The 19,470-nt window shown below is 54.7% G+C and carries 18 protein-coding genes; 11 read left to right on the top strand and 7 right to left on the bottom strand.

What is annotated here, in order from left to right; genetic code table 11:
• Positions 1 to 81: 81 nt before the first annotated feature.
• Together lepA and hemW are read left to right on the top strand one after the other, a co-directional pair.
• Entirely contained in the window at positions 82 to 1,890 is a 1,809-nt protein-coding gene (gene lepA, locus ACRQU7_RS18325; protein WP_444642506.1) for a translation elongation factor 4, read from the top strand.
• Positions 1,883 to 3,007, top strand: a complete 1,125-nt coding sequence (gene hemW / locus ACRQU7_RS18320; protein ID WP_444642504.1) for a radical SAM family heme chaperone HemW — start codon at positions 1,883 to 1,885, stop codon at positions 3,005 to 3,007. The genes lepA and hemW overlap by 8 nt, the downstream gene beginning before the upstream one ends.
• A 108-nt stretch (positions 3,008 to 3,115) precedes the next feature.
• Here the strand turns inward: hemW and ACRQU7_RS18315 are convergent, their stop codons facing one another.
• Together ACRQU7_RS18315 and ACRQU7_RS18310 are read right to left on the bottom strand one after the other, a co-directional pair.
• Positions 3,116 to 3,997 (bottom strand): acyl-CoA thioester hydrolase/BAAT C-terminal domain-containing protein, encoded by an 882-nt coding sequence (locus ACRQU7_RS18315; protein WP_444642502.1) that lies wholly within the window; start codon positions 3,995 to 3,997, stop codon positions 3,116 to 3,118.
• Positions 3,998 to 4,130: 133 nt separating this feature from the next.
• Positions 4,131 to 4,955, bottom strand: a complete 825-nt coding sequence (locus tag ACRQU7_RS18310) for a pentapeptide repeat-containing protein (RefSeq protein ID WP_444642500.1) — start codon at positions 4,953 to 4,955, stop codon at positions 4,131 to 4,133.
• Positions 4,956 to 5,191: 236 nt separating this feature from the next.
• Between ACRQU7_RS18310 and hrcA the strand changes: the two genes are divergently transcribed.
• The 5 genes from hrcA (at position 5,192) to ACRQU7_RS18285 (ending at position 10,691) form a co-directional block, all read left to right on the top strand.
• Entirely contained in the window at positions 5,192 to 6,223 is a 1,032-nt protein-coding gene (hrcA, locus tag ACRQU7_RS18305; protein ID WP_444642498.1) for a heat-inducible transcriptional repressor HrcA, read from the top strand.
• 15 nt (positions 6,224 to 6,238) lie between these two features.
• Positions 6,239 to 6,850: a nucleotide exchange factor GrpE gene (grpE, locus tag ACRQU7_RS18300; RefSeq protein WP_444642496.1), complete on the top strand. Its 612-nt coding sequence runs from the start codon at positions 6,239 to 6,241 to the stop codon at positions 6,848 to 6,850.
• A gap of 81 nt (positions 6,851 to 6,931) precedes the next feature.
• Entirely contained in the window at positions 6,932 to 8,773 is a 1,842-nt protein-coding gene (gene dnaK, locus ACRQU7_RS18295) for a molecular chaperone DnaK (RefSeq protein WP_141826621.1), read from the top strand.
• Positions 8,774 to 8,972: 199 nt separating this feature from the next.
• Positions 8,973 to 10,115 (top strand): molecular chaperone DnaJ, encoded by a 1,143-nt coding sequence (dnaJ, locus tag ACRQU7_RS18290; protein ID WP_444642493.1) that lies wholly within the window; start codon positions 8,973 to 8,975, stop codon positions 10,113 to 10,115.
• Between the two features lie 279 nt (positions 10,116 to 10,394).
• Positions 10,395 to 10,691: a hypothetical protein gene (locus ACRQU7_RS18285; RefSeq protein WP_038326097.1), complete on the top strand. Its 297-nt coding sequence runs from the start codon at positions 10,395 to 10,397 to the stop codon at positions 10,689 to 10,691.
• 37 nt (positions 10,692 to 10,728) lie between these two features.
• On the opposite strand, the gene ACRQU7_RS18280 is transcribed toward ACRQU7_RS18285, so the two are convergent.
• The 4 genes from ACRQU7_RS18280 to ACRQU7_RS18265 all read right to left on the bottom strand — a co-directional run bounded on the left by ACRQU7_RS18280 (position 10,729) and on the right by ACRQU7_RS18265 (position 15,102).
• Positions 10,729 to 10,953 (bottom strand): helix-turn-helix domain-containing protein, encoded by a 225-nt coding sequence (locus ACRQU7_RS18280; protein ID WP_444642491.1) that lies wholly within the window; start codon positions 10,951 to 10,953, stop codon positions 10,729 to 10,731.
• Between the two features lie 144 nt (positions 10,954 to 11,097).
• Complete coding sequence (locus ACRQU7_RS18275) at positions 11,098 to 11,859, bottom strand: GNAT family N-acetyltransferase (protein WP_444642489.1); 762 nt, start codon at positions 11,857 to 11,859, stop codon at positions 11,098 to 11,100.
• 53 nt (positions 11,860 to 11,912) lie between these two features.
• Positions 11,913 to 14,657, bottom strand: a complete 2,745-nt coding sequence (gene secA / locus ACRQU7_RS18270; RefSeq protein WP_444642487.1) for a preprotein translocase subunit SecA — start codon at positions 14,655 to 14,657, stop codon at positions 11,913 to 11,915.
• A 166-nt stretch (positions 14,658 to 14,823) separates the two neighbouring features.
• Positions 14,824 to 15,102, bottom strand: a complete 279-nt coding sequence (locus ACRQU7_RS18265) for a hypothetical protein (protein WP_444642485.1) — start codon at positions 15,100 to 15,102, stop codon at positions 14,824 to 14,826.
• 257 nt (positions 15,103 to 15,359) lie between these two features.
• On the opposite strand from ACRQU7_RS18265, the gene ACRQU7_RS18260 reads away from it, so the two are divergent.
• From ACRQU7_RS18260 to ACRQU7_RS18245, 4 genes are all read left to right on the top strand, one after another.
• Entirely contained in the window at positions 15,360 to 16,052 is a 693-nt protein-coding gene (locus tag ACRQU7_RS18260; RefSeq protein WP_038326094.1) for an iron-sulfur cluster assembly scaffold protein, read from the top strand.
• Between the two features lie 27 nt (positions 16,053 to 16,079).
• Positions 16,080 to 17,087 (top strand): GGGtGRT protein, encoded by a 1,008-nt coding sequence (locus tag ACRQU7_RS18255; RefSeq protein ID WP_038326093.1) that lies wholly within the window; start codon positions 16,080 to 16,082, stop codon positions 17,085 to 17,087.
• Positions 17,088 to 17,429: 342 nt separating this feature from the next.
• Positions 17,430 to 18,269, top strand: a complete 840-nt coding sequence (locus tag ACRQU7_RS18250; protein ID WP_444642482.1) for a GDSL-type esterase/lipase family protein — start codon at positions 17,430 to 17,432, stop codon at positions 18,267 to 18,269.
• Between the two features lie 6 nt (positions 18,270 to 18,275).
• On the top strand, positions 18,276 to 18,737 hold the full coding sequence (locus ACRQU7_RS18245) for a DUF4358 domain-containing protein (protein ID WP_444642480.1): 462 nt from the start codon (positions 18,276 to 18,278) through the stop codon (positions 18,735 to 18,737).
• A gap of 87 nt (positions 18,738 to 18,824) precedes the next feature.
• On the opposite strand, the gene ACRQU7_RS18240 is transcribed toward ACRQU7_RS18245, so the two are convergent.
• Positions 18,825 to 19,457, bottom strand: a complete 633-nt coding sequence (locus tag ACRQU7_RS18240; protein ID WP_444642478.1) for a YczE/YyaS/YitT family protein — start codon at positions 19,455 to 19,457, stop codon at positions 18,825 to 18,827.
• Between the last annotated feature and the right edge of the window lie 13 nt (positions 19,458 to 19,470).

The raw sequence follows: 19,470 nt of genomic DNA, 5'->3' as shown, positions 1-19,470 counted from the left end.
ACTGCCGGGTCGTTTTATGTTTTTTCCCGGAATTGGCCGGAAAACGGAAGCCATATTATCTTTGAGGATTAGGTGATAAATTTGTCGATACCACGCGAGAGAATACGGAATTTCAGCATTATCGCGCACATTGACCACGGGAAAAGCACGCTGGCCGACCGCATTTTGGAGCAGACGAAATCCGTCGCGCTGCGCGATATGGAAAATCAGCTGCTGGACAACATGGATCTGGAGCGCGAACGGGGCATCACCATCAAGGCGCACGCCGTTACGCTCGTTTACAGCGCGCAGGACGGTCAGGACTATGTTTTCAATTTGATCGATACCCCGGGCCATGTGGACTTTAACTACGAGGTTTCGCGTTCGCTCGCCGCCTGTGAAGGCGCGGTGCTGGTGGTGGACGCTTCCCAGGGAATCGAGGCGCAGACGCTGGCGAACACCTATCTGGCGGTGGACGCCGGGCTGGAAATCGTTCCGGTCATCAATAAGATCGACCTGCCCAGCGCTCAGCCGGAAAAGGTGCGCACGGAAATAGAGGACGTCATTGGGATTCCCGCGGACGAGGCGCCGTGCATTTCGGCAAAGCTGGGAACGAACATCGACCAGGTGATGGAGCAGATCGTCAAACACGTTCCGTCTCCGCAGGGCGACGAAAACGCGCCGCTCAAGGCGCTGATTTTCGATTCCTACTACGACGCGTACAAGGGCGTAATCATCCATGTGCGGCTGAAGGACGGGCAGGTGCATCCGGGCGACACCATCCGACTGATGGCGACGGGCGCGGAATTCACCGTGGTGGAGTGCGGCTACGGCCGCGCGACCTGTCTGGAGCCGAGCGCGGGGCTCAGCGCCGGAGAGGTCGGTTATATCGCCGCTTCCATCAAGGCGGTGAAGGACGCCCGCGTGGGCGACACCGTTACGCTGGCGGACAACCCCGCGAAAACGCCGCTGCCGGGTTACCGCTCGGTGCAGCCGATGGTTTTCTGCGGGATTTACCCCGCGGACGGCGCGCGCTATCCCGATCTGCGCGACGCGCTTGACAAGCTGCAGCTGAACGACGCGGCGCTGTCGTTTGAGCCGGAGACGTCCGTTGCGCTCGGTTTCGGTTTCCGCTGCGGCTTTCTGGGCCTTCTGCATATGGAAATCATTCAGGAACGGCTGGAACGCGAATACAACCTCGACATTATTACCACCGCCCCCAGCGTGGTTTACCGGATCACGAAAACCAACGGGGAAGTGATTCATATTGACAACCCGACCAATTACCCCGACCCGTCGCTGATTTCGCAGGCGGAGGAGCCGATTACCAACGCCCATATCTATACGCCGAGCGAATATGTCGGCAATATTATGGAGCTTTGCCAGGACAGGCGCGGTGTCTTCAAGGATATGAAATACATCGACACCGACCGTGTGGACATCCATTACGAGCTGCCGCTGAACGAGATCATCTACGACTTTTTCGACGCGCTGAAATCCCGTACCCGCGGCTACGCCTCGTTCGACTATGAGCTAAGCGGATACAAAAAGAGCAGCCTCGTCAAGCTGGACATCATGCTCAACGGCGACGTGGTGGACGCGCTTTCCTTTATTATCCACGCCGACAAGGCGTATCCGCGCGCGCGCAAGATGGCGGAGAAGCTGTCGGAGAAAATCCCGCGCCAGCTTTTTGAGGTGCCGATCCAGGCCTGTGTGGGCGGCAGGATCATCGCGCGCGAAACGGTCAAGGCGATGCGCAAGGACGTTCTGGCCAAGTGCTACGGCGGCGACATCACGCGCAAAAAGAAGCTGCTGGAAAAACAGAAGGAAGGCAAGAAGCGCATGCGCCAGCTCGGCACGGTGGAGGTGCCTCAGGAGGCGTTTATGAGTGTGCTGAAGCTGGATGAATAACAGAAAGCCTTTCGGCCTTTATCTCCATGTGCCATTCTGCGACGGCAAATGCCCGTACTGCGACTTTTATTCCCAGCCCGCCGTCGGAGAAAAGATGGACCGGTACGCACAGCGGGTGATGGAAGCGCTCGGGTCGTACGCGGGGCGGTACGGGCGGCGGGCCGACACGCTGTACTTCGGCGGCGGCACCCCGAACCTGCTCGGCGCAGAGCGGCTGTCCGCAATCCTTGCGTGCGCGAAGGAATGCTTCGGACTGGACGGCGCGGAAATTACCGTGGAGGTCAATCCCGCGGAGGACTTGCGCGGCTTTTTGCAGGAAATCCGCGCGGCGGGGGCAAACCGCCTGTCGATCGGCCTGCAGTCCGCAAACGAGGACGAGCTTTCGCTTCTGGGCCGGCGGCACACCGCCGCACAGGCGAAAAAAACGGTTGCTTACGCACAGGACGCGGGTTTTGACAATTTCTCCCTCGACCTGATGCTTGCCATCCAGAAACAGACAAAGGAAAGTCTTCTGTACTCCATTGATTTCTGCGCGGACGCGGGGATTCAACATCTTTCCGCCTATCTGTTGAAAATTGAGCCGGACACGGTTTACGGAAAAAAGAAAGAAACGCTGTGCGTTCCGGACGACGACGAAGCGAGCGGGCTCTATCTGTTCGCCTGCGAAGAGCTGGAAAAGCGCGGGTTTCACCAGTACGAAATCTCCAATTTTGCGAAACCGGGCTTTGAGAGCCGACACAATCTGAAATACTGGCGCTGTGAGGAATATCTGGGAATCGGCCCGGCGGCGCATTCGTTCATGGAAGGGAAACGGTTCTATTATCCGAGAAGCCTTTCGGAGTTCCTGAACGGCGGAGAACCCGTGCCGGACGGGGAGGGCGGCGGATTTGAGGAATACGCCATGCTCGCCCTGCGCCTGACGGAGGGGCTTACGGACGAAGGCTGCCGCGCGCGTTTCGGCACGGGGCTTCCCGCGCGGATGCTGAAAGCGGCAGAGCTTTATGAAAAGGGCGGGCTGACCGTCTGCACAGACAGCGGGTTCCGCTTCACGCCGCGGGGATTTCTGGTTTCCAACATGCTGACGGCGGAGATTTTGTACAGCGCGGAGAACGGATAACGAAAAGAGCCGCGGGATGCTCCGCGGCTCTTTTTTCACGTGACGATGAAACTGCACAGCTTGAATCCGGGCCGGTTTACAAACAGACCCCGCTGCGAAACGCGCGGCCTACCATTTTTTCAGCCATGCGACCGTTTTTTTGAGGGAATCGGCGCGGCTTTCGGCACACTCTTTCGGGCGGCGCCTTTCAATGGCAAACGCTTTGAAGGGGGCGGATTCCGGCGTTGGGGCGGGAATCAGGAAATGACTGGCGTATGGATAATCGACATGCTCGTACGGAAAAGGAAAATCCTGTTCTTTCAGCCTTTGTACCGCACGTTCGGCAAATTCACTGCTTGGGCAGATGGAATCTTCTCCGGCTGTGAGAAAAAGAACGGGCCCGTTGATTTTTTCAACCGGAATCCATACGTTGTCGGGCGCGGACCCGATCCCTTTTTCATAAAAATGTTTGGTATACAGCTCCTTATGGCGAACGCTCATGGGAATGGCGCCGATCAGGGAGTAATTGATTTCCATATAAGGCACGGGCTGATTCCTCCACGTCCAGCAGGAGGTGTTTTTATAATGGACACCGTTGTCCGCCTGGGAAACGGCGCACGGTGCAGAGACCGCGACGGCACAGGTAATCCGGGGAAGAAGGGAAGCCGCCAGCAAGGCGTATTCGCCGCCGCTGGAAATACCGTACATGCCGATTTTGTCAAACCCGTTTTCAAGCAGCCACTGAACGGCGTTTTCTGCGCTTTCCACAGGGGCTTCAACGGTATGCTTGGGTAAACCGGGAGCGTTCACGTAAGCCAGTGCCAGCACATGGACGCCCTGACTGCAAAAGGTTTCGCCCAGCTGCTTTGTCAAGGCAAAATCGCCGTCGCTTCCGCCGCAGACAATGACGGCCTTTTTTTCTTCCCATGGCCGTTCCGAACAATAAAAACAGCCCTGAAAGCCGTGCGTTTCGACAGTAAAGTTTTTTGTTACAGACCAATTCTGATTCATATATGCACTTCCCTTTACCCGCCGGTAATAGAACGCAGGCTGTCGCCTGACGTCAATACTCAGTAACCGGCTGGATTATATTTTAGCATAATCTGGAAAGGCCGTAAAGCGGGTTTCTTTTTACAAACACGCGCTACCATGCCGACGGGCGGCGCAGCCCGTCGGGAAGCCGGGTGTTCCTGTTGCCCTTCGCGGAGTTTATCTGCATTTGTGTCAGAAAAACGCTCCTGCTCAAATCGGTATTTTTCAGGTTTGCGTCGCGGAGATCGGCCCCTAAAAAGACGGTTTTGTCCAAACTGCAGCCTTCCAGATCAGCCGCGATCAGGAGCGACATGCTGAAGTCTTTTCGGTCAAGGCTCGCTTTCCTGAAATTTTTTCCTAAAAAGTCGGCCCTTTGGCGTGATTCAGGGTCTTCAGATGAAATGCTCCCGATGATTTTTTTCAATATACGGTTCGCTTTTGATTTGTGCCCGGCAATGTCCGGCTCCAAAAGACTGCCGCGGGAAAATTGGGACATTTGCTGATTTTCCTCGATAAGAGCGTCGACGGCTGCCGCCGTCTTTTCGTCCGAGGTCAGGGAAGCCGCTTCTATGAGGTACCATAAAATCTGGTGGAGCTGAAAAAGAACGGAAAAGGTTTGAAAGATCGCTTCCGCCTGACCGGGGGCTGTCTTCCAGTCGCCGACGGAAGAATAAATTTGTGTCGTTTTCTGTCCCGCTCCCAGGCATTCGTAAGCAAGGCAGCCGCTCATTTTTCTGCCTTTTAAATCGGCGTGAATCCCGCAGCGGAAATCAGGCGCTAAATATCGGCAGGGCTTTCCGGCGTCTTTATCGTCCGGAAAGCCGTCCGTTTTTGCGCAGTACAGCGCTACACAGCACAGGCCGCTGCATTTTTCGCAGTCCGGCTCTAACTCTTTGATCAGGCGGGCGTAGTTGCCGCCGAAGGGATTCTGTTCCATGGTTTCTCCATTTCCAATGCCAAATAATATTCGTTCGGTATGAAAATAGTTTAGCATAACTCCATAGAAATGAAAAGCGGCGTTCCCCGTTCGCCGGAAGAACATAATTTTTACGATTTCACAAAGAGTTTACAAATACTATATTGACAATGGGGTAAAGTAATGGTAAATTATTAATTAGATTTAGCACTCGAACTATTAGAGTGCTAAAATATAAAACAGGCGAGGTGAAAGGGTTGGAGTTAAGCGAACGGAAACAGAAAATTCTGGCGGCTGTCGTTGATTTGTACGTTGCGACCGGCGAACCGGTGGGTTCCAAGGCGCTTTGCGACACCCTTGATTTCACCGTGTCCTCCGCGACGGTGCGCAATGAAATGAGCGACCTTGCGGAAATGGGGCTGCTGGAGCAGCCCCACACCTCCGCGGGAAGAATTCCTTCCCACAAAGGCTACCGCGTTTATATCGACACGCTGATGAAAAAGCATTCGGTTTCCAGGGAAGAGCAGCGTTATATCGACAGCCTGCTGCTGCCGAGCGCGTACGACCCCGAAAAGCTGCTGGACGGCGTTGCGCGGGCGCTGGCGGGAATGACCCGGTTCGCGGCCGTTTCCACCACACCGAGCGGAAGCTCGGCGGACATCCGTGCCATTCAGTTTGTGCAGACCAGCCGAAGGACCGCGATGGCCATTATGATGACCTCCGCGGGCACCATGAAAAGCCGCGTTTTCCACTGCGATTTCGATATTACCCCCGAAATCCTGCGCGTGTTTTTCAGGGTGCTGAACGAAAAGCTGGTCGGGCTGCCGGTTTCCACCATTACGCCGGCATACATTCAGTCCCTTGCCGCGTCTCTGGGGAACATGACGATGCTGATGAGCGACGCGCTGATGGCGGTGCTGGACGTGGCGCAGGACACCATGCAGACGGAGGTCTGTCTGGACGGCGAAATGAACCTTTTATTCTGCAGCGAGCTGGGGCAGGCGGGCATCCGCCGCATTATGGATTTCCTCTCCCGGCCGCAGGAGCTTTCCCGCCTTCTGATGCAGCAGAGCAACAGCATGAAGGTGCTGATCGGTCAGGAAAGCAAGCGGCCCGAGCTGAGCGAATCCAGCGTGGTGGTCTCCCGGTACTCGGTCGGCGGCAGGGACGCGGGCGCGATCGCCATTATCGGCCCTACACGCATGAACTACGGAAAGGTCATTTCCAATATTGAATATCTCTCCGGCTCCGTCGGAAGAATGCTGACAGAGCTATTGGATATGGAATAGAAAGGGGTCACTGTTTTGGAAAAAAACCAAAAAGAACAAGCGGATAAAAAGAAAACTTCCGGAACGCCCGAAAAAACCTCTGCGGGCAAGCCGGAGGAAACCTCTAAGGCAGAGAAGGCCTGTGCCGGGGAAACTGCGGCGGCGGAAAATCCGGCCGGACAGGAAAAACCGAAGGACGACGCACAGACTCAGTTAGAACAGGCGCAGGAGGAGCTGAAAAAGCAAAAAGAGCTTTTGCTCCGCACAGCCGCGGAATACGACAACTACCGCAAACGTACGGAACGCGAAAAAACGGCGGTATACGCCGACGCGACAGCCGCTGCGGTCACGGAATTTCTGCCCGTGGCGGATAACCTTGAACGGGCGCTGGAACAGCAGGACTGCACCGTGGAGGACCTTCGCAAGGGGGTCGAAATGGTCGGCACACAGCTCAAAGGCGCGCTCGCAAAGCTCGGCGTAACCGAGATGGGGGAAGCCGGGGAAGTCTTCAACCCGGACCTTCACAACGCGGTTTCCCATGTGGAGGACGAAAACGCCGGGGAAAACACCATAGTGCAGGTGTTCCAGAAGGGCTACAAAATCGGGGATAAGGTCGTGCGCCACGCGATGGTGCAGGTTGCTAACTGATTTGGCCGATTTCAGGTGATTTTAAAAATTCTTATAGATTGATTATTCAATTCAAAAACTTATTTTTTGGAGGTAAACAGTATGTCAAAGACAATAGGTATAGACTTAGGTACTACCAATTCCTGTGTTGCGGTTATCGAGGGCGGCGAGCCGGTCGTCATTGCGAATGCAGAAGGCGCCAGAACCACCCCTTCCGTTGTTGCTTTTTCCAAGACGGGCGAGCGTATGGTCGGTCAGGTTGCGAAACGTCAGGCGATTACCAATCCGGACCGCACCGTCTCTTCCATAAAAAGAGAAATGGGTTCCAACTATAAGGTCAATATCGACGGGAAAAGCTATACTCCTCAGGAAATTTCCGCAATGATCCTTCAGAAGCTGAGGGGTGACGCGGAAGCTTATCTGGGTGAAAAGGTCACTTCCGCGGTCATCACCGTCCCGGCGTATTTCACCGACGCACAGCGCCAGGCGACAAAGGATGCCGGTAAGATCGCCGGACTGGATGTAAAGCGCATCATCAACGAGCCGACAGCTGCCGCGCTTTCCTACGGCATCGACAAGGGCGACGACCAGAAGATCATGGTTTACGACCTTGGCGGCGGTACATTCGATGTTTCCATTATTGAAATGGGCGACGGCGTGCAGGAAGTTCTGGCCACCGCGGGCAACAACCGCCTTGGCGGCGACGACTTCGACAAGCGCGTCATGGACTGGATGACTTCCTCCTTTAAGGCGGAAACCGGCATTGACCTTTCCGGCGACAAGATGGCGATGCAGAGACTGAAGGAAGCCGCGGAAAAAGCGAAAATCGAGCTTTCCGGCATGACCTCCAGCTCCATCAACCTGCCGTTCATCACAGCGGACGCCTCCGGCCCGAAGCACCTTGACCTGACCCTGACCAGGGCGAAGTTCAACGAGCTGACCGCAGACCTTGTGGAAAAGACCATGGGTCCGGTCCGTCAGGCGCTTTCCGATTCCGGTCTGAAAATTGAGCAGATCAACAAGGTTCTGCTGGTCGGCGGTTCCTCCAGAATCCCCGCCGTGCAGGACGCTGTCAAGGGCTTTACGGGAAAAGACCCGTTCAAGGGCATCAACCCGGACGAGTGCGTTGCCATCGGCGCGGCGATTCAGGCCGGCGTACTGGGCGGCGAGGTCGAAGGCCTGCTGCTTCTGGACGTTACCCCGCTGTCCCTCGGCGTAGAGACCATGGGCGGCGTCATGACCAAGATCATCGAGCGCAACACCACCATCCCGACCAAGAAGAGCCAGATCTTCTCCACCGCGGCGGACGGCCAGACCCAGGTTGAGGTCAACGTCCTGCAGGGTGAGCGCGAATTCGCCCGCGACAACAAGCAGCTCGGCCTGTTCAAGCTGGACGGCATTGCCCCGGCGCCGCGCGGAATCCCCCAGATCGAGGTCACCTTTGATATCGACGCCAACGGCATCGTCAACGTATCCGCCAAGGATATGGGTACCGGCAAGGAGCAGAAGATCACGATTTCCTCCAGCTCCAACATGAGCAAGGACGACATCAGCAAGGCTGTTCAGGAAGCCGAAAAATTCGCGGCGGAGGATAAGAAGCACCGCGAGGAAGTCGACCAGAAGAACGAAGCCGAGAATATGTGCTACGCGGTCGAGAAGCTGCTTAAGGACAACGGCGACAAGATCGACGAGTCCGACAAATCCGACCTGAACGCAAAGGTCGCCTCCCTGAAAGAGGCCATCTCCGCAAGCAATGTCGACGATATGAAGGCAAAGTCGGAAGAACTGCAGAAGGCGATGTACGCGGTCAGCGAAAAGCTCTATAAGAGCGCGGCGCCGCAGCAGCCGGCCGATGGACAGCCCGTCCCGCCGGCGCAGGACGCAAACGGCGGCAACGTCTACGACGCAGAGTACAAGGACGTAAACGACGATGACAAAAAGTAATCTCCGGCTTGCTTTTTACAATGAATAACGATTCATGAAAGATGAATGACTGTGGTGGCCAGCTCTTCGTTTGGGGAGCTGGCAATCATGGGTTGAGCGGCAATTTCAGCAATAACAGTTAAAATGCATTTTGAAGGAACGCCAAGGGACTCTTCCTCCTTCATTTATTCATTTTTCATTATTTTAGGAGTGATTTGGTTTGGCTGATAAAAGGGATTATTATGAAGTTATGGGCGTGCCGAAAAATGCCACGGACGAAGAGATCAAAAAGGCTTACCGCAAGCTTGCGAAGCAGTATCATCCGGATTTAAACCCGGGGGACAAGACAGCCGAGGCAAAATTCAAAGAGGTAAACGAAGCATACGAAGTGCTTTCCGATAAGGATAAAAAGGCGCGCTACGACCAGTTCGGCCACGCGGGCGTCGACCCCAACTTCGGCGGCGGTGCGGGCGGCGGAAGCCCCTTTACCGGCGACATTGATCTGGGCGACATATTCAACAGCTTTTTCGGCGGCGGGTTTGGCGGCGGCCGTTCCGTCAATCCAAATGTGCCGCGGCGCGGCAGCGACACCGAAGCGACGGTGAACATAAGCTTTGAGGAAGCGGCAAAGGGCTGCCGCAAAAATATATCCTATCAGAAGATAGAAACCTGCGGCGACTGCGGCGGCAGCGGCGCGAAAAAGGGAACCTCCGCGAAAACCTGCCCGAACTGCGGCGGAACGGGACAGGTGCGCATCAGCCAGCGCACGCCGTTCGGCGTGGTACAGACCAGCAGGAGCTGCGACCGCTGCGGCGGAACCGGAAAGGTGATTGACGATCCCTGCGGAACCTGCGGCGGGACCGGACGGATACGCCGGCAGAAAACGATCGAGGTCAACATCCCCGCCGGGATCGACAACGAGCAGATTCTCAGCGTAAGCGGACAGGGAAACGCCGGAACCAACGGCGGCCCGAGCGGCGATCTGCGCGTGTATGTCAATGTGCGGCCCCATCCCATTTTTGAGCGCCGCGGCAACGACATCTGGTGCGAGGTGCCGATTACCTATACTCAGGCGGCGCTCGGCGCGGAAGTCGTCGTGCCGACCATCGACGGCCGCGTCAGCTACCATGTGCGCGAGGGCACACAGCCCGGCGACGTGTTTAAGCTCAAGGGCAAGGGCATCCCCCGGATCGGCGGTCGCGGTCGCGGAGACCAGTTCGTGCGCATGACGATTGAAGTGCCGAAAAACCTGACCCAGAAGCAAAAGGAAATTTTACAGGAATTCGACAATGTCGCCGAGGAAAAGAATTATCAGAAGCGCAAGAATTTTATCGATAAGATCAAGGATATGTTCGGCGAATAGGAAACAGACCGAAGAGTATCCCCGCCGGATTTCCACGTACTCCCTCAGTCAGGCGCTGCCCGCCAGCTTCCTCAAAGAGGGAGCCAAAAGGTTGCGCGGCTTGATCGACAACAGAAAGACCCGCTGGGAGGCGGGCTTTTTTGTTGCGGAAAGGAAAATTTTTTCACCGCGGCGGACTCTGTATTGAACGGAGGATTTCCTGCATAGAATTGAAACAGGAAAAGGGAAACCGGGCTGCGGCGAAATACGCCGCGGCGGTCAGATGAGGAGGGCGGTCATATGGAGTATTTCGGCTTGTTTTTTCTGGCGGTCATTGTGGAAGGGGTCATTACTTATATCAACCAGTTCTTTGTCAAAGGAGTCCTGAAGTGGGAAATGGTATTTTCCATCCTGCTGGGCGTATTTGTTACCGTCGCCTACGGGGTCGACATGCTGGCCATGGTGGGGATGAAAACCTCGGTTCCGCTTGTCGGCAGCATCCTGACGGGAATCCTCGTCAGCCGGGGCAGCAATTACGTGTTCGACCTGGTCAAAACCCTTACTTCCGGGCGCGGAGGCATGAAAACATCCAAATAGAAAACAGCATGGAGTTCGGTCGGACTCCATGCTGCTTTTATTTTGGCGCGGGGGTTGGATTATTTGTCCGGCCCAGGAGATAATCGGTGGAAGTATGGTAAAAATCAGCCAGACTGAGAAGATGCTCCACGGGGATGGTCTGATACCCTCTTTCGTACCGGGAATAGACCGTCTGACTGATCTTCAGGACCGCCGCGATATCCTTTTGCAGCAGATCCCTGTCGTTGCGTAGATCCTTCAGCCTTGGGAAATACAATTGCACCACACCTTCACCTAGTACTTTTTTATACTATTGACAATACCATAAGCAGGTGTTGTTCTGTTTTATATAGTACTTATAAGTTCTATATAGGGAATGCAGAAAGGAAGAATGATGATGTCTGATTATCGAAAAATGTATGGCGTTTTATTCTCTGCACCAGGCGGGAAGGGAGCCTTTTACCGCCCACCAGCGCCTGACAATGCGTGTTGAGAATCCTGCCCTTTCGTAAAGCCGGATTGCGTTTTCACTGGCGGCGTCCAGAAAGAGCAGCTGATTTGAAGCTTCGGCTTTGATTGCTTCCATTAAGGCCGCCGCATAACCGTTACCGCGGGCGGACGGGGTGGTGTACAAGTCGCTGATGTATGCAGCGCCCTTCAAACATCCCAGCAGCGCCATGCAAACCGGACTGCCGGATTCGTCATACGCGGCAAACAGGCGGTATCCCGCTTTGATCTGACGGTTGATCATATCCACGCCGTAGGTTTCACCAAAATCCTGTTCAATGCAAAGGGCATATTCAGCACCTGTCAACGGTTGAGTAAACAGACGAATGACACATTTTTTGATGTGCCGTGCTTTCGGGAGCTTTTCAAAAATCATGAGTCTCTCTTCAAATTCGCGCAGTTCATAACCGTGTCTGTCAAAATACGGACGAAGGAGACTGAGTGGCAATGAATCCGGTTGGTAAAAAATTTTTGGGACGATTTCTCTTTGATTGTAATAGGCTTCAATCTCCCCAATAGCCTGATCAATATCAATGTTCTTGTTGATGAGCGCGTAGTTGGACATGTAGCTTTCCTTGTTGTCTTCGTCGCTGAAGATTCTTCCCCATACAGTGAGCTCATAATCCAGATATTCCATAGGGCTGTTGATGGTATAAAAATCGGTCAATTCCGAATTTGTCATAAGAGGTCTCCTTGAAAAAACAGGAGAGAATGCCTGGCACTCTCTCCTGATAATTATTCGTCTTTACCGCAGCATTTTTTGTATTTTTTGCCGCTGCCGCACGGACACGGGTCGTTGCGCCCCGGCTTCTTGCCTTTGCGCACGGTGCGGTTCGTGTCGCTGCCGTCGCCGCCGCTGCTCATGGTCGGCGTGGCCACCTGCTCACGCTTCGGCTCTTCCGCAGAACGGAGCTGGACGGTGAGCATCATGCGCGCGGTGTTTTCACGGATGGTCGCGATCATCGCGTCGAACATGTCGAAGCCTTCCAGACGGTACTCGACCACCGGGTCGTGCTGGCCGTAAGCGCGTAGCCGGATGCCCTTCTGCAGCTCTTCCATGGCGTCGATATGGTCCATCCACTCGGAGTCGACGTTTTTCAGAAGGATGACGCGTTCAAGCTCACGGGCGATTTCCTCGCCGAACTGCTGCTCGCGTTTTTCATACAGCGCTTTCGCTTTTTCGATCAGCTCGTTCTTGACAAAATCGGGCTCCAGGCGTTCGATCTCTTCCTTGCTGTAAACCAGGTCCTCCGAGGTGAGCAGCCAGCCCATGTAGTGGTCGCGCAGACCCTGGAAATTCCAGTCGTCGTGAAGCGCGGTTTCGGGCATGTACTGGTGTACCTGGGACTCGATGGCCTGCTCGATCATCTTGATGATCTGGTCCTTGATATTTTCTCCGTTCAGCACCTGGTCGCGCTGTCCGTAGATGATTTCACGCTGACGGCTCATAACGTCGTCGAACTGGAGGACGTTTTTGCGGATGCCGAAGTTGCGGCCTTCGATCTTGCGCTGGGCACCCTCAATGGTATTGCTGAGCATTTTGTTTTCAATCGGGGTGTTTTCATCCACATTCAGGCGTTCCATCAGGTTGTTGATACGCTCGCCGCCGAACAGACGCATGAGATCGTCTTCCAGCGAAATGTAGAAACGGCTCATACCGGGGTCGCCCTGACGGCCGGAACGTCCGCGCAGCTGGTTGTCGATACGGCGGGATTCGTGGCGCTCCGTACCGATGATGTAAAGGCCGCCGGCGGCTTTGACCTCTTCCGCTTCCTGTTTGATCTGGGCCTTGTATTTTTCATCCAGCTCCGCAAAGGTCTTGCGGGCGTTTAAAATTTCTTCATCCGCTGTCTCGGAGTAGGCGGTGGACTCGCTGATGAGCTCTTCCGAAAACTGCAGGCGGCGCATTTCCGATTTCGCCATATATTCGCTGTTGCCGCCCAGCACAATGTCGGTGCCGCGTCCGGCCATGTTGGTGGCGATGGTAACGGCGCCCTTGTGGCCGGCCTGAGCGACGATTTCCGCTTCCTTGTCGTGGTATTTCGCGTTCAGCACTTCGTGCTTGACGCCGCGGCGGCGCAGCAGTCCGCTGAGCTCTTCCGACTTTTCAATGGAAATGGTGCCGACCAGAACCGGCTGCCCGTTTTCATGATGCTCGATGATATCCTCGATGACCGCGTTAAATTTCGCTTTCTCCGTCTTATAAACAACATCCGGGAAGTCCTTACGGACCATCGGCTTGTTGGTCGGGACCTCGACAACGTCCAGCTTGTAGATTTCACGGAATTCTTCCTCTTCCGTCATGGCGGTACCGGTCATACCGGAAAGCTTGTCGTATAGCCGGAAGAAGTTCTGGAAGGTGATCGTGGCGAGCGTTTTGCTTTCGTGCGCGACCTTTACGCCCTCTTTGGCTTCAATTGCCTGATGCAGGCCCTCGTTGTAGCGGCGGCCGTACATCAGACGGCCGGTGAACTCGTCGACGATGATGACTTCGCCGTCCTTGACGACGTAGTCGATATCGTTCTGCATGACGCCGCGCGCCTTGATCGCCTGGTTGATGTGGTGCTGGATCGTGATGTTGTCGGCGTCGGTCAGGTTGTCAAGCTTGAAATAAGCTTCGGCCTTCTTCACGCCGGACTGCGTCAGCGTGGCGGTCTTTGCCTTTTCGTCCACAATATAATCGGCACCCTTGTACAGCTCGTCGTTGTCCTCTTTGTCGTTCAGCTCCGCGACTTTCACCATTTTCAGGGTCTGTGCGAAGTGGTCGGCCACATTGTAAAGCTCCGTGGATTTGTCGCCCTGGCCGGAAATGATCAGCGGGGTGCGCGCCTCGTCGATGAGGATGGAGTCCACTTCGTCGACGATGGCGAAGCTGTGGCCGCGCTGCACTTTGTTTTCCTTGTAAATGACCATGTTGTCGCGCAGGTAGTCGAAGCCGTACTCGTTGTTCGTGCCGTAGGTGATGTCGGCGTTATACGCCTTCTTGCGCTCGTCGTTTTCCAGATCGTGTACGATCAGACCGACGCTCAGGCCCAGAAAGCGGTAGATTTTGCCCATCCATTCGGAGTCGCGGCGGGCAAGGTAGTCGTTGACGGTTACAACATGGACGCCCTTTCCGGAAAGGGCATTTAAGTAGGCCGGAAGGGTGGCGACCAGCGTTTTTCCTTCGCCGGTCTTCATTTCGCTGATGCGTCCCTGATGGAGCACGATCCCGCCGATGATCTGCACCGGGAAGTGGCGCATCCCCAGAACGCGGTCCGAAGCCTCGCGGCAGACCGCGAAAGCGTCCGGCAGGATGTCGTCGAGCGTTTCCCCGTTGGACAGGCGCTCCTTCAGCGCGGGGGTCTGGGCAATCAGCTCTTCGTTGGACATTCCTTTATACTTGTCCTCCAGTGCCAGAACGGCATCACAGATTGGCTGAATGCGCTTCAGTTCGCGTTTGCTGTAATTGCCGAAAAAGGCGGTCAGAATATTACTCATAAAGTCACCTCTGAAATATCATAGAAAATCAATAGTATAGATTTTGCATATAAAATCAGTATATCATACGGCTCAATAAAAATAAAGAAGAATTCATGAACATTGGCCCCGCAGGGTCCGAAGAAAAAAGACGGCGGAACCCTGTCCGCCGTCTGCGCTGAACCGATCAGTAACTTGCCGTTCCGATGGAATAAAAGAACGAAAGCAGGCTTGCTCCGAAAATGATGCTGAGAACAAGGACGACCAACATCATGATCAGGACTGCCCGGGCATAGTTTTTCCTGTTGGTGTTGGCGCTGCCGCTGAACGCCCACACAAGCATCATGACGAGGCCCACCACGGGGATCGCCCCCACGAGCATCATGACCAGATAATTGCCAATGGAAAGAGGCGTGCTGTCTTCGTAGACCGCAGGGTTTTGGTACGCAGAGTTTGGTTCTTGCATTTTTATCTCCCCAATATATTAGATTTGTCTCTATCGTAGCATTTTTCGACGGCTCATACAAGAATTCGACTTTTATTTTTTTGTGGGAATTTATGGCAGGATTTCAAGCCCCCGGCTTCCCGCTTTTTATTTGTTAAATTATTAATTATTGGGCATGTTTCTATTGATAAAAGGCGAAAGATAAACTATAATAAAACAGTATGTTTGGTTATATGGTAATAAAACCAAAAGACACTGAAACCGAAAGGAGTACCGATATGAATTATTCCCCAGAAGTGGAAAAAATGTGTACTGTAACAAAGGGACCAAAACACGGCCCCGCACCGATTCCTGAAGAAGGAAAATGGGTCAAGGCATATGAAATCAAGGATATATCCGGTTTAAGCCACGGCATTGGCTGGTGCGCTCCGCAGCAGGGCGCCTGCAAGCTGACTCTGAATGTGAAGGATGGTATTGTGCAGGAGGCTCTGGTGGAAACCATCGGATGCTCCGGCATGACCCACTCCGCGGCAATGGCCGCCGAAATCCTGCCGGGCAAAACCATGCTTGAGTGTCTGAACACGGACCTTGTCTGCGACGCGATCAACGTCGCCATGAGAGAAATCTTCAAGCAGCTCGCCTACGGCCGCAGCCAGACGGCGTTTTCCGAGGGCGGACTTCCGATCGGCGCAGGTCTGGAAGACCTTGGCAAGGGGCTCCGTTCCCAGGTCGGCACCATGTACAGCACCGGCGCGAAGGGCGTCCGCTACATGGAAATGGCGGAAGGCTATGTTTTGAAAACCGCGCTGGATGAGAACAACGAGGTAATCGGTTATCAGTTTGTCAAGCTCGGCAAGATGATGGAGGACATCCGTCACGGCGTGAGCCCGGAAGAGGCTTATAAAAAGAATATCGGTCAGTACGGCCGCTTTGACAACGCGGCAAAGTATATTGACCCGCGTGAAGAATAATAAAGACCATAAAGGAGGACAAACTATATGGCTAACGATGTCATGTTTGAAGGAAAAGAAAGAAGAATGGCCAAAATAGAGAAGTGTCTTGCCGAGTATGGCCTTGCCAGCCTCGAAGACGCTCGCGACCTTTGCCTTTCCAAAGGGATCGATGTAGATAAAATTGTCAAGGGCGTACAGCCCATCGCATTTGAGAACGCAAGCTGGGCCTATACCCTCGGCTGTGCAATCGGAGTCAAGACCGGCGTAAAGTCCGCCGCTGAGGCCGCCGAAAAGATCGGGGCCGGTCTGGAAGCGTTCTGTGTTCCCGGTTCCGTCGCCGAACAGAGAAAAGTCGGCCTGGGCCACGGCAACCTGGGCGCTATGCTCCTGCGTGACGAGACGAAGTGCTTTGCTTTCCTGGCGGGCCACGAATCCTTTGCCGCCGCCGAAGGCGCCATCGGAATTGCCCGCACCGCGAACCGCGCCCGCAAGGAGCCGCTCCGGATTATCCTGAACGGCCTCGGCAAGGACGCCGCGTATATCATTTCAAGAGTCAACGGCTTTACCTATGTAAAGACCGATTTCGACTTCTTCAACGACGAGCTGAAGGTCGTTGAGACAAAGGCTTTCTCCGACGGTGAGCGCGCGGCGGTCAAATGCTACGGCGCGAACGACGTCCGCGAGGGCGTTGCGATCATGCAGGCGGAGGGCGTCGACGTTTCCATCACCGGCAACTCCACCAACCCGACCCGCTTCCAGCACCTGGTCGCTGGCACCTACAAGAAGTGGGCGCAGGAAAACGGCAGGAAGTATTTCTCCGTTGCCAGCGGCGGCGGCACCGGCCGTACCCTGCATCCGGACAACATGGGCGCCGGCCCCGCTTCCTACGGACTGACGGATTCCATGGGACGCATGCACGGCGACGCTCAGTTTGCCGGCTCCTCTTCCGTTCCCGCACACGTGGAAATGATGGGTCTGATCGGCATGGGCAACAACCCGATGGTTGGCGCTACGGTAGCCTGCGCGGTTGCGGTTTTCGAGGCACAGAAATAATCTTTCAGAAGAAGCAACCGTTACACGTCTGTGACAATCCAAAGCAAATAATAACAATGATTACAAGGGCATGACAGTTTTGTCATACCCTTGTTTTGTACTTCCCAAAAAACAGGTTTTGGGGTATAATAGAACCCGTTGGAACGTTCCAAAATCAGCACGACAGTGAGGGCAACAAATCAAGAGGGAGTATCGAATTACGGTTTTTCTTAATGCGGAATAAGAAAAACCGTTTGAAATATCGTCGCTTTATTTTGCAGATGGCTGTCAGTAAACGCGGGGTGCAGTTATATGCAGGTTACAAGGTACAAACAATACAAAAGAAGGCGTTTTTTTCGAAGATTGGCCATTTGTATCTTTCTGGCGGGAGTTCTGTATCTGATCGGGCTGGGCACCTTTGCCGCCTTCAGGGGAATCAGCCAGATGGTCCACGGGGCAACGCGGACGCAGAGCTCCGTTCCGGAGATATCCGCGGTGAGCAGCTCTCCGCCGGTGAGCAGCAGTCCGTCAAAGGCAGAGTCGGCAGCGGTCAGCCTTCCGCCCGAGGTGATTTCGTCGCCCGCCGTACCGCTCAGCAGCACCCCGCAGGACGCTGTTGCTCCGGCGGGATATTTTGACGACGCGCTGTTGATTGGGGACAGCCGGACGGAGGCGCTGCGAAATTATGACGGGCTGGACAATGCGACCTACTATGCCGTAAAAGGGCTGATGGTCAGCACGATCTTCACGAAGCCGTCCATTGAAATCCACGGTAAAAAATTGCCGGTGATGCAGGCGCTTAAAGAGAAGAAATATGGGAAAATCTATATTATGCTGGGCGTAAACGAGCTTGGCTGGAGCAGCTTCAACACCTTTGTTGGGGACTACCAGAAGGTCATTGACGAAATGAAGGCCAGCCAGCCGGGCGCTGTGATTTACGTGCAGTCCATCCTTCCGGTGACGGCGAAAAAATCCGGAACGGATAAGGTGTATAACAACCAGAAAATCGAAGCATACAATCAGGCGATCGAAGAGATGGCCGCGAAAAGCAAGGTGCGCTATCTCGCGGTCAATACGGCGGTTTCCGATTCGGAGGGGAACCTGCCCGAAGACGCTTCGGCCGACGGAGTGCATTTGAACAGGGAATACTGCAAAAAATGGTGTGAGTACCTGAGGGCGCACACGAATGGGGAAAGGGATTAGGAAGAAATGAAGAGAGCGATCATGGTGATTTTGGCGGGCGCGCTGCTGTTTGCGGCAGGCTGTGCCGCGAGCACCCCGAAGTCGGTAGACACCGGGGCGGTTGCAGAAAAACTGATATCCTCGATCCGGTTTGCGGATCAAATGTCGAAGCTCGACAGCAAAACGGCGCTTAAGCTGTACGGACTTGACGAAAGCACCGTTTCCAAATCGGACATTTATGAAAGCACCGGGGCCACGGCGGAAGAGGTGGCGGTTTTTGAAGCGAAGGACGAAACTTCCGCCGGGAAGGTGGAAGAGGCCGCGCAGAGCAGAATTGAAGACCAGCGGGCGGGTTTTACGGATTATCAGCCGCAGGAAATGGCGAAGCTGAAATCGCCCGTTCTGGTGAAAAGCGGAAAATATGTCATCCTGTGCGTGTCCGACGACAACGCCGGAGCGCAGAAAATTATCGACGGCTTTCTGAAATAGCCGATTCACGGGAGCGGACTTTGCAATCTCTCGTGGATGGAAACAGAAAAAAGACCTGAAAAGACGGAACGTCTTTTCAGGTCTTTTTTAGTTGCTTATCAGGGGTTTCCTTTCAAGGGGGAACCATTTCGGCATCCGGTCGCCGAAAAATTTAATCAGCGGCCCCATGCAGAACGCGGTGATGACGGTGCCGATCCCCGCCACGCCGCCCAAAGCGGCGCCGATGAGGACAGCCGTAACGTCGTAGCCGACGCGGCACCAGCGGTACTGCGCGTGAAGGAAGCGGGCGAGGATAAAGCCGATGCTGTCGTAGGGCGAAACGCCCAGATCGGGATACATGTAAAGCGCGGCGGTAAAAGCGAGAATGCCGATGCCCAGAAGCATGCAGGCGATCCTGAGAAAAAGCGGCGGCACGGGCGGCAGGAAAAACGTGAAGAGCCAGTTGAAAAAATCCACCAGAAAACCGATGGCGATCATGTTGACGATCGTACCGAAGCCGATCTTATCGCGGGCGAAGAAAAAGGTGAAAACCAGCATGATGCTGTTCATGATCAGCTGCCATACGCCGAAGCTCATGCCGAGCAGCTGCGCCAGCCCGGTATTCATACAGGTGCAGGGGTCCGTTCCCAGGCGGGCATATACGGAAAGGGACACGGCAAAGCCCATGATCAGGGTGCCGACGCACACCATCGCCATGCGCTTATAAAGGTCTTTCTTCATGTGTTCTTTCTCA

The sequence above is a fragment of the Caproiciproducens puteiluti genome (genome assembly GCF_052442865.1).
Classification (GTDB): domain Bacteria; phylum Bacillota; class Clostridia; order Oscillospirales; family Acutalibacteraceae; genus Caproiciproducens.
The sequence above is the reverse complement of the archived record's forward strand: the minus strand, read 5'-3'. Positions and strand labels throughout refer to the sequence as shown.